Source organism: Vibrio sp. 14G-20, assembly GCF_026241515.1.
GTDB lineage: Bacteria > Pseudomonadota > Gammaproteobacteria > Enterobacterales > Vibrionaceae > Vibrio.
Window position 1 is genome coordinate 1 of the sequence record NZ_JAPHPW010000003.1, and the last position, 11,002, is coordinate 11,002.

The following is an 11,002-nucleotide window of genomic DNA, read 5'->3' on the forward strand; positions in this document are numbered from 1 at the left end:
AAGTAGCTTGGTCTTTCCTCCCGTTGAGAATTGCCTTGGCACAAGCCCCAACCAAGCCGCCATCTCACGGCCACTGGCAAAGTTACTCGGAGAGCTTACATCGGCAATACACAATGTGGAGGTAAGATCGCCAATTCCAGGGATAGTTTTTAATAATTGAGCACTTTCATTATTATTAACAATCGATTGAAGCTTGTTATCTTGAGTTTTGATTTGTTCATTAAGGTACTTGTAATGCTCATGGATAGATATCAATTCACATAGCAAACTTTTTGGCAATGAGGCTGTTTGTTCTGCTAACCATTGAAACAGAGACTTCATCTTTGCATGCCCTTTGGGAAAGCTAAGTCCGAACTCAAGTAAGATCGCTCCGATCCGCGACATAGTGGCGGTTCTCTCCTTGATATAACTATCTCTGACTCGATGAATCGCTGCGATGACTTGAGCCTCTTCACTTTTTACAGCTACAAACCTCATGGTCGGTCGACCCGCAGCCTCTGCGATCGCTGAAGCATCGATGAAATCGTTTTTATTGCCTTTGACATATGGCTTAACATACTGAGGAGGAATAAGTCGGGGTTGATGGCCAAATTCACTACACTTTCGAGCAAGCCAATGAGCACCGCCACAAGCTTCGAAAGCAATAGTTGTTGGTTCTATTTTACTAAGAAAGATTAAGAGTTGATTGCGATTAAATTTACGACGAAGCACCTCCATCCCACAACGGTTATGTGCGATAGCATGGAAGCAATGTTTACCTAGGTCGATACCTAAAATATGAATAGAAGACATATGGTTCACCTCATTCTGAGAGCCTACTCTAAGCTTAATGGCTTGAGAGTGAGGCGGACCATATAATTAAGGCCACCTAAATTAGGCAGCCTGGTTAATATTTTTAGATGCTAATCCAGCTCTTTCTCAGCTTGTTTCGCTTTCTCTATCATCGGAGTAATTGTTGAACCTTGAACTAAGATTGAGAACACAACAACAGCGTATGTCATGACGAGGATTATCTCTTTAACATCTATTGCCTTGTCTTCAATCACCCAGATACCTGAAGGGATTGAAAGTGCCATGGCTAGAGCTAGTCCACCACGCAACCCACCCCAAGTTAAGATCTTGATTGACCAAGGGTTGTAAGTTCTAAAGCGTTTGAATCCGATATAAGACAAGAAAACACTTAGGTAGCGTGCGCTTAGCACTAGAGGTACTGCGAACGCCATTAAGATCCAGTCTTCTTGGTGGAATTTGAATAACAACATCGACATACCGATCAATAAGAACAATACGCCATTTAAGAATTCATCTATCAATTCCCAGAAGTGGTCTAGGTGATCCTCACTCTCTTTCGAGAATCCAATAAAGCGCGTCCAGTTACCAATCATGATACCTGATACCACCATTGCTAACGGTCCTGATACATGTAGGACTTCAGCAAAGGCATAACCAGCTGTCGGAATACCTATGGTTAATAGCAACTCCATCGAGTGGTCATCGGTGTTGCTGATTAGGTAATGGAATATTAAACCTAGAATAAAGCCATAGACGATACCACCGATAGCCTCTTGGACGAATAACATGGTCACGCTACCTACAGTCGGTGCTTCTGTACCGAACGCAATGGTAAATAGGGTAACGAAGATCACTAGGCCAAAACCATCGTTGAATAGAGATTCTCCCTCGATTTGAGTTGAGATTCGTCTGGGAGCATCGAGTTTCTTTACGATGGCTAATACGGCAATTGGATCGGTCGGGGAGATTAGAGAACCAAAGAGTAAGCAGTAAATTAGATCAAATTGAATACCGATGAACTGACAGAACCCATAGAGCACAAAACCAATAAAGAATGTTGAAAATAGCGTTGCCCCTAATGCGAGTACTGTTATTTCCCACTTTTGGTCTTTTAGGTTTGGTAATTTAATTCCCAACCCGCCTGCAAATAGTAAGAATCCTAATATCCCTTTTAGAAGGAAATCTTCAAAATTGATACTGGCAACGGTCTCTGAGGCAATGTCTGCCAATTGGAACCAATTATTTTGTCCCGCAATGATAATCAATAGGGATAGCATCATTGAACCAGCGGTGATGGCGATGGTTGTCTGCATCTTACCAATTTTGGTATTCACGAAAGCAATAAGCATGGCAGCAGCGGACAAGAAGCATAGGGTGTAATAGACCGACATTGGCATTCCAATATGTAACAAAGTATGAATATGAATTTTCGTTGTCTCATGCTCAAATAGCAAACATTTTTTTGTCATGACTCGGTAATCAATTTCCTTTTTTAGACGTCTAGACTCCTTTTTAATGTGTGATAGGATGGAGGGATAATTAAAGGAATGAGGTTGTACTGTGGGAAGCAATGTAAGGCAAAAGATTGAAGTTCTGTTGAAGCAAAGAATTTTACTGATCGATGGTGGCATGGGCACTATGATTCAGGACTATAAATTGGAAGAGCAAGACTACCGCGGTGAACGTTTTGCTAATTGGCATAGTGACTTAAAGGGCAACAATGACCTTTTAGTTCTTACACAGCCTAAGCTTATCAAAGATATCCATACTGAATATTTGGAAGCTGGGGCCGACATCCTCGAGACCAATACCTTTAACTCTACAACCATCGCTATGGCCGACTACGATATGGAAAGCCTTAGCGAAGAAATTAACTTTACAGCTGCAAAATTAGCTCGTGAAGCGGCAGATGAATGGACGGCAAAGACCCCAGAAAAACCTCGTTTCGTAGCGGGTGTGTTAGGTCCAACTAACCGAACTTGTTCTATCTCTCCAGACGTTAATGATCCGGGCTATCGTAATGTTAGCTTTGATGAGCTTGTTGAAGCTTACTCCGAATCGACACGAGCACTTATCAAAGGCGGCTCGGATCTTATTCTTATCGAGACTATCTTCGACACGTTAAATGCAAAAGCATGTTCTTTTGCGGTTGAATCTGTTTTTGAAGAGGTAGGCATCACGCTTCCTGTGATGATCTCCGGTACCATTACTGACGCATCAGGTCGTACGCTTTCAGGGCAAACAACAGAAGCTTTCTACAACGCCCTTCGTCATGTTAAACCTATCTCATTTGGATTGAACTGTGCACTCGGGCCAGATGAACTGCGAGAGTACGTTGGTGAGATGTCCCGTATCTCAGAAAGCTATGTTTCTGCTCACCCTAACGCCGGTTTACCTAATGCGTTTGGCGAGTATGACCTTTCTCCCGAAGATATGGCTGAACATGTTAAGGAATGGGCTGAAAGTGGCTTCTTAAACTTAATTGGTGGCTGTTGTGGTACGACACCAGAACATATTCGCCAGATGGCCGAGGCTGTTGACGGTGTAATGCCGCGCCAATTACCCGATTTGCCAGTCTCTTGCCGTCTTTCGGGGTTAGAGCCGTTGACGATCGCCAAAGAATCTCTGTTTGTGAACGTAGGTGAGCGTACTAACGTTACCGGCTCAGCTCGATTTAAGCGCCTGATTAAAGAAGAGCTTTACGATGAAGCGTTGAGTGTTGCTCGAGAGCAAGTAGAAAACGGTGCACAAATCATTGATATCAACATGGATGAAGGGATGCTAGACGCTGAGGCGTGCATGGTTAAATTCCTTAATCTATGTGCATCTGAGCCAGAGATCTCGAAAGTGCCAGTCATGGTCGACTCTTCAAAATGGGAAGTTATTGAAGCGGGTCTGAAATGTATTCAGGGTAAAGGCATCGTTAACTCTATCTCATTGAAGGAAGGGAAAGAGAAGTTTGTCGAGCAAGCTAAATTAGTTCGTCGTTATGGTGCCGCAGTCATTGTGATGGCCTTCGATGAAGTCGGCCAAGCCGATACTCGAGAGCGTAAAGTTGAGATCTGTACCAATGCCTACAACATTCTTGTTGATGAAGTCGGTTTCCCACCTGAAGATATTATTTTCGATCCGAACATTTTTGCAGTTGCGACGGGCATTGACGAGCATAACAATTATGCGGTTGATTTTATTGAAGCAGTAGGAGATATCAAACGCGATCTTCCTCATGCAATGATCTCTGGTGGTGTATCGAATGTTTCGTTCTCGTTCCGCGGTAATAACTACGTTCGTGAGGCAATCCACGCAGTATTCCTATACCACTGTTTCAAAAATGGTATGGATATGGGTATCGTAAATGCCGGGCAGTTAGAGATTTACGATAACGTGCCTGAAGATTTACGTGAAGCGGTTGAAGATGTAGTACTTAACCGTCGTGATGATTCGACAGAACGTTTGCTTGATATGGCAACCGAGTACCTAGAGCGAGCCGTTGGTAAAGTTGAAGATAAGTCAGCTCTAGAATGGCGAACTTGGCCAGTAGAAAAGCGCTTAGAACACTCTTTAGTGAAAGGTATTACCGATTTTATTGTTGAAGATACCGAAGAAGCTCGCGTTAATGCTTCTCGTCCTATTGAGGTGATTGAAGGTCCATTAATGGATGGCATGAACGTAGTTGGTGACCTCTTTGGTGAAGGTAAGATGTTCCTTCCTCAAGTGGTGAAATCTGCCCGTGTTATGAAGCAGGCGGTAGCCCATCTAGAGCCATTTATTAATGCAACCAAAGACGTTGGTGCAACTAACGGAAAAATTTTACTTGCGACCGTAAAAGGCGATGTTCACGATATTGGCAAAAACATTGTGGGCGTTGTCTTACAGTGTAATAACTACGAAATTATCGATTTAGGCGTGATGGTTTCATGTGAAAAAATCCTCAAGGTCGCTAAGGAAGAGAACGTCGATATCATCGGCCTTTCGGGTTTAATCACTCCTTCACTGGATGAGATGGTTCATGTTGCTAAAGAGATGGAGAGACAAGGCTTCAAACTGCCTCTTCTGATTGGTGGAGCAACGACATCCAAAGCGCACACTGCGGTTAAGATTGAGCAGAACTACTCTGAGCCAGTTGTTTATGTCAATAATGCATCTCGCGCTGTAGGTGTTTGTACTTCACTACTCTCTGATGAATTGAAACCTGCTTTCGTTGAGAAGTTGGATATCGATTACGATCGCGTTCGAGATCAGCACAATCGTAAGAAGCCGCGCACCAAGCCGGTCACACTAGAGAGAGCTCGTGCCAATAAAGTCGCTATCGATTGGGATGCGTATACTCCACCGGCTCCCGCTAAACCGGGAGTTCACATCTTCAATGATTTTGATGTAGCTACTCTGCGTCAGTACATCGATTGGACCCCATTCTTTATGACATGGTCATTGGTTGGTAAGTACCCAGCTATTTTGGACCATGAAGAAGTGGGTGAAGAGGCAAAACGTTTATTCAAAGATGCCAATGAATTACTGGATCGCGTAGAGAAAGAGAAGCTGCTTGAAGCGCGTGGTATGTGTGCTATGTTTCCAGCGAACAGTGTTGGTGATGATATTGAGGTGTATACCGATGAATCTCGTACCGAAGTTCTAAAGGTTCTACACAACCTTCGTCAACAAACAGAGAAGCCAAAAGGGTTTAACTACTGCTTGTCAGATTACATTGCTCCAAAAGACAGCGGTAAAGCTGACTGGATTGGTGGCTTTGCGGTTACTGGTGGTATTGGTGAGCGAGAGCTGGCTGATGAATACAAAGCGAGAGGCGATGACTACAACGCAATCATGATTCAGGCGGTTGCGGACCGTTTGGCTGAGGCGTTCGCGGAGTATCTGCATAAAGAAGTGAGAAAGGACATTTGGGGTTACTCGCCAGATGAGGATTTGTCTAACGATGATTTGATTCGCGAGAAGTACCAAGGTATTCGTCCTGCTCCGGGTTACCCAGCCTGTCCTGAACATACAGAGAAAGGCACGTTGTGGGAGTTGATGGACGTTGAAAAAGCCATCGACATGTCACTAACCACGAGTTACGCAATGTGGCCAGGTGCCTCAGTGTCGGGTATGTACTTCTCTCATCCTGATGCCCGATACTTTGCTATTGCACAGATTCAACAAGATCAAGTGGATAGCTATGCTGACCGAAAAGGTTGGGACATGTTAGAAGCCGAGAAGTGGTTAGGTCCAAACATTAACTAGTTTGAATCTATGACGAGCTTTGATTCGTAAAGTAGAAAAGAGAAAGGGTTGCTTAATAGCAACCCTTTTTGTATCTGTGATTTAGTTATTTATCTGCCGATGATAAACGGACTTTCTATTCAAATAACTCTTGGTGAAGCTTTTGAATCGCTAACTTAGACACAGATTCATCTAGCAAGAAGCATAGGTTGTGTGGGCTTGCTCCGTAACAAATCATGCGTAGGTTGAAATCTTCTAGAGTGCCGAATACCTGCTTTGCATAGCCTTTGCTTTCACTCATGTTGTTACCAATAAGTGCAACAAGGCATAGGTCGTGTTCAATATCGACAGAACATAGCTCTTCAAGCTCAAGGCGAGCGGCTTCGGGTAACTCTGGAGCACCACCTGATGTGTCTGTTTGATCGAGAGTGAGTGACACACTGATCTCTGAGGTAGTGATAAGATCGACCGAGATCTTATGTTTAGCAAGGATCTCGAACACTTTTGCCAAGAAGCCATAAGCATGGAACATGTTAGCGCTACGTAACGTAACCATAGTTTGGTTGCAGCGTAGGGCAAGCGCTCTAAATAGAGGAGAGCTCTCAACTTCTTGACGAATCCAAGTACCACCTAATTCTGGTGCTTTAGAAGAGCCGACAAATACCGGGATTTGGTGACGTAGTGCAGGTACTAGAGTCGATGGATGCAAGATCTTCGCACCAAAGTTTGCCATTTCCGATGCTTCACTAAAGCTGATCTCAGGGATAGGAGATGCTTTCGGTGCGATGCGTGGATCTGTCGTGTAAATACCCGGAACATCCGTCCAGATTTCTAAACCAATCGCCTGTACAGATTCAGCAATCAGTGCTGCTGAATAATCACTGCCGCCACGACCTAACGTTGTGGTGTTACCTTCGCTATCGGCACCGATAAAACCTTGAGTAACGACAACTTGTTGCTGGCACAGTGGAATTAATTTCTCTTTTGCTAAAGCGGCAATTTCTTCTAGCTGTGGTTCTGCTTTCCCGAAATCATCATTGGTACGCATCACTTCTCTGATATCGAAACGAGCCGCAGGTGTACCACGTTCGCGAAGGATCTGAGCCAAGATGTGTGTCGACATCAACTCGCCACAGGCGACAAGGTGATCAGTCAGCTTAGTGCTCGTTTGGAATGATGCAGCCTCTGCAGCGCTCGCAATGTCATCAAGAATACTGTGAACTTCTTTTTCGATGCTGATTGGGTCTGCGAGTTGGTCAAGAATTGCGTTATGAATGTCCGCTAATTGCGCCATTAGTTCCTGACGACGAGCTTTGTCTGGAACACCGTTTGCCAGTTCAACTAGCAAGTTAGTGACGCCAGAGCATGCACTACTCACGACCAGTTTCGTGTTTGAGTTGTTTTCAATAATGGCAGCACAACGGCTCATTGCTTCAAAGTTGGCAACACTTGTACCACCAAACTTAGCGACATTAAAAGAACCAGCTACATTAGATGCACTCACGATATATCTCCCACGACTTCCTAAAATAAAATTACGGTTGGGTAATCCAACGTCCGATGTTTTTCGAAGAGAGTTTTAGAGCAAAAAGAGAGGAATTATTAGAATAGTAACCTCAGAAGCTCTTCACCATATAGAAATGGCGACAGTTGACGGGATTCAGCCCGCTCAACCGACAATAAAGGTCCTGCATCCTTTTATTATCTCGGCACTGCTCCCCATAAATGTTTTGTATTGGAAATGCGGTTCCACAAAACATCTGCCTGGGCAGTGCTCCTCTTCTGCTAGATAGCCGTTTCATTGAACGTTTTTGTGGTAACAATGTCAATCCGTAACTTGAGATAATTGGAAAATAATTTTAACAATTATGTGACAGTGGTTTGACCTCAATACTTATGGCTAATTGCTGAGGTAATCAATTTGCTTTAGGGTGGATTGTTCACAACATTAACGTAAGGGATGTACATGTCTAATTTAACACTCACTACTGCTATCGAGAGCTTTTATCCGCCACACCGAACGTTAATGGGGCCAGGTCCTTCTGATATCTCACCTCAAGTACTGCAGGCTCTAAGCCGTCCGACGATTGGTCACTTAGATCCGCTTTTTATTGCGATGATGGATGAGCTTAAACAGCTTCTTAAATACGCTTTCCAAACGGAGAATGAATTTACGATTGCCGTTTCTGCGCCGGGTAGTGCAGGTATGGAGACTTGTTTTGTTAATTTGATTGAGCCTGGTGAAAAGGTCATTGTTTGTCGTAACGGTGTCTTCGGTGAGCGTATGCGAGAAAATGTGGTGCGCTGTGGTGGCGAAGCCATCCTTGTTGATGACGAGTGGGGCAAGCCTGTTTCAGTTGAAAAGGTAGAACAAGCATTGGCAGAAAACCCCGATGCCGTTGCTGTCGCATTTGTACATGCAGAGACATCAACCGGAGCGTTATCTGATGCTCAAGCTATTTCAGCTATCGCTCGTCAGTTTGATGCGTTAACGATTGTTGATGCGGTGACATCATTAGGTGGTGTGCCATTGCTGGTTGATGAGTGGCAGCTTGATGCGGTTTATTCTGGAAGCCAAAAGTGTCTGTCTTGTGTGCCAGGTCTATCTCCGGTGACCTTCTCTCAACGTGCTGTTGATAAAATGAAAGCCCGCCAAGCTCCCGTACAAAGCTGGTTCTTGGATCAAAGTTTAGTTTTAGGTTACTGGAGTGGAGAAGGCAAACGTAGCTACCACCATACTGCACCGGTGAATAGCCTCTATGCTCTGCATGAGTCACTGGTATTGTTGAAAAATGAAGGTCTGGATAATGCTTGGTCGCGTCATTATGCGATGCATCAAGAGCTTAAGGCTGGTGTAGAAGCTTTGGGGTTAAAGTTTGTGGTTGATGAAGAGAGTCGCTTGCCTCAACTGAATGCGCTTTATTTCCCAGAAGGAATCGATGAAGCTAAAGTCAGAACACAGCTGTTAGAAGAGTATAATCTTGAAATCGGTGCAGGCCTTGGCTCCTTAGCTGGGAAGGCTTGGCGTATTGGTTTGATGGGTTATGGTGCTCGTAAAGAGAACGTCGCATTGTGTCTAAAAGCGCTAAAAGATGTATTAGAATAATTAACCGTAAAATTCGAAAGAAAAGCGCACGAGAGATCGTGCGCTTTTTTTTGTGCCTAATTTAAGCTCCTACTAAATGGTGCTTGCGTTGCGAATTCTTAACATTATTCAGCAGACGAAACGTTATCTTCTGCCTGTGACACTTTTTTATACTGAACCTTTGAAAAATCTCTGTTAGGGAACAAAAATTTCGCTTCGCTGCGGATTTGTTCCGCTTTACTTTCCTCTCCGAGCCCTTGATAAGCAAGAATCAAATTACTGTAGAACGCGGGTCTTGGTTTGTTCTTTATTATTTCCAAAGACCAATCAACATAAGGCTGAATAAGGCTCGGATCAGCTTTGTAGAGCCCAATGTTGAGATACGTGCTGTACACATCCCAATCATAGCGATCTTTCCATACTACGGGGTTCGTCACTTGCTTAAGAATATCTGGGTTCTTCGGCTTAGATTGTTCAAATTGAGTCAGCACATAATTGGTATGCAGCGCGCTCAACATATAGAAACTCACCAAGATCGGAATCACTAAGCTCGACACTCTAAATAGGGTTTTACTGACGATACTAAACGACTGTTGATAGTGCCGAGAAGAGCGTTGATCAACCCAGTAAATCAATATGATAAAGGTGATCCAGTGAATTGCAGAGTGGTAAAATGGATACTCGAGCTGAGAATGCAGGAGTATGGGTATAAATAGCGCGAGCAGTGCTAGACGAGTTCCTTTAGCCGAACTGGCTATACGTGACATCACCAGCACCGCAGCAATCAAGATACCGATGATTGGTACTATCCCACCCTCAACGCCCCAAAAAAGAAACTCATTGTGAGGGTGATCCATGGATGGAAGGCCGGGGTGATAATTCGAGTTAAGTTGATGCTGGCGAGCCGTATATAAGGTGTATTCAGATTCAAACTTCCCGTAGCCATAACCTGTAAATGGCTTTTCTATCATCATGTCTAACGCTTGTGGGAAGGTATAGGCTCTTGGGCTTTCTAAATTGGTTCTTTTGCTCGCGAGACTATCCGTTGTGCTCAGGTTAATAATCGTAAACGCAACAGCGATACCGACTATTACTGATGTACACCATCCGTAAAATCGCTTCTTAGTCGAGAATTTGTATAGGTAAGGCAGAATGCATATCAACCCTAATACCGTCGCTAACCAACCCGTTCGTGATGCAATAATAATTAATAGCGGTACGGTTAAGGTTGGAGTTAAATAAAGTAAAATCGACTCGCTAATCTTGTGGTTATATTTAGCTGGCTGTCTTGCTAAAAGATAAGCTGAAAGCACAAAACCTGTCGCTAAAAAGCTGGCCATAACATTGGGTTGTTGAAATATCCCATAAGGTCGATTGGCCGCAGTGTTGTAGCCAAATAGGTTGCCGGGTTCCAGTAAGAAATATTGCACATAGCCAAAAAGTGCTTGAATGACGACAGCGAGTACAATGAACCACAATATACGTTGCTTGTGTTTATTGCTGAATTTAAATTGCTGGAGGACGACGAATAACGCAAAGCCTGCCCACAATCCAAGCAAACGCCCTGATGCCCCTTGAGGTGATGCGTTGCTGTAAAGGATAGGTAGTGTAAGTATGATGCAGCTAACCAGTAAACCAACGGTTAGCTTGGAATATTTGAGCACTCGGTTAGTCGCTAGCTGATAAAAGCCAATCGCTAACGTAAAGCTTAGTGCTAACCAAGTCATAGGGTTAAAGGATAAAGCTAGGCCAGAGCCCCCAGGATTAGGCATGAAAAAATGCATAGCTAATAAGAATACGACAGCTAAAGAAGCGAGAAAGGCTTTATTGAGTGGTAGCTGAGTTATCTGATTTTCTAGCTGGGTACCGCTAGTATGTATTGTTGCCATAAATCCCTAACCTTATAAA

At 43.9% G+C, this 11,002-nt stretch carries 6 protein-coding genes and 1 riboswitch; of the genes, 2 read left to right on the forward strand and 4 right to left on the reverse strand.

The genetic code is table 11. From position 1 onward, the window contains the following. Window positions 1-792: IS110 family transposase (locus tag OQJ75_RS03215; RefSeq protein WP_266067096.1), on the reverse strand; the 792-nt coding region annotated here is incomplete at its 3' end. A gap of 110 nt (window positions 793-902) precedes the next feature. Then, window positions 903-2,183 carry a cation:proton antiporter gene (locus OQJ75_RS03220; RefSeq protein ID WP_065207267.1) on the reverse strand — a complete coding sequence of 427 codons (1,281 nt, stop codon included), beginning with the start codon at window positions 2,181-2,183 and terminating at the stop codon, window positions 903-905. 169 nt (window positions 2,184-2,352) lie between these two features. Between OQJ75_RS03220 and metH the strand changes: the two genes are divergently transcribed. Beyond that, a complete protein-coding gene (gene metH / locus OQJ75_RS03225; RefSeq protein ID WP_265970969.1) occupies window positions 2,353-6,030 on the forward strand; it encodes a methionine synthase in 3,678 nt (1,225 codons plus the stop codon). Between the two features lie 115 nt (window positions 6,031-6,145). On the opposite strand, the gene lysC is transcribed toward metH, so the two are convergent. Beyond that, a complete protein-coding gene (lysC, locus tag OQJ75_RS03230) occupies window positions 6,146-7,513 on the reverse strand; it encodes a lysine-sensitive aspartokinase 3 (RefSeq protein WP_265970970.1) in 1,368 nt (455 codons plus the stop codon). Window positions 7,514-7,621: 108 nt separating this feature from the next. Continuing rightward, window positions 7,622-7,799, reverse strand: a riboswitch (Lysine riboswitch). A gap of 176 nt (window positions 7,800-7,975) precedes the next feature. Here lysC and OQJ75_RS03235 point away from each other — a divergent pair. Beyond that, window positions 7,976-9,115, forward strand: coding sequence for a pyridoxal-phosphate-dependent aminotransferase family protein (locus OQJ75_RS03235; RefSeq protein ID WP_265970971.1), 1,140 nt, complete (start codon window positions 7,976-7,978; stop codon window positions 9,113-9,115). A 104-nt stretch (window positions 9,116-9,219) separates the two neighbouring features. Here OQJ75_RS03235 and OQJ75_RS03240 read toward each other — a convergent pair whose 3' ends face one another. Next, complete coding sequence (locus tag OQJ75_RS03240) at window positions 9,220-10,983, reverse strand: PglL family O-oligosaccharyltransferase (protein WP_265970972.1); 1,764 nt, start codon at window positions 10,981-10,983, stop codon at window positions 9,220-9,222. Window positions 10,984-11,002 lie beyond the last annotated feature (19 nt).

Excerpts from the sequence above, each read along its gene's own strand:
- OQJ75_RS03220 (WP_065207267.1), bottom strand. The coding sequence starts at position 2,183 with ATGTCGGTCTATTACACCCTATGCTTCTTGTCCGCTGCTGCCATGCTT.
- OQJ75_RS03235 (WP_265970971.1), top strand. The coding sequence starts at position 7,976 with ATGTCTAATTTAACACTCACTACTGCTATCGAGAGCTTTTATCCGCCA.
- OQJ75_RS03240 (WP_265970972.1), bottom strand. The coding sequence starts at position 10,983 with ATGGCAACAATACATACTAGCGGTACCCAGCTAGAAAATCAGATAACT.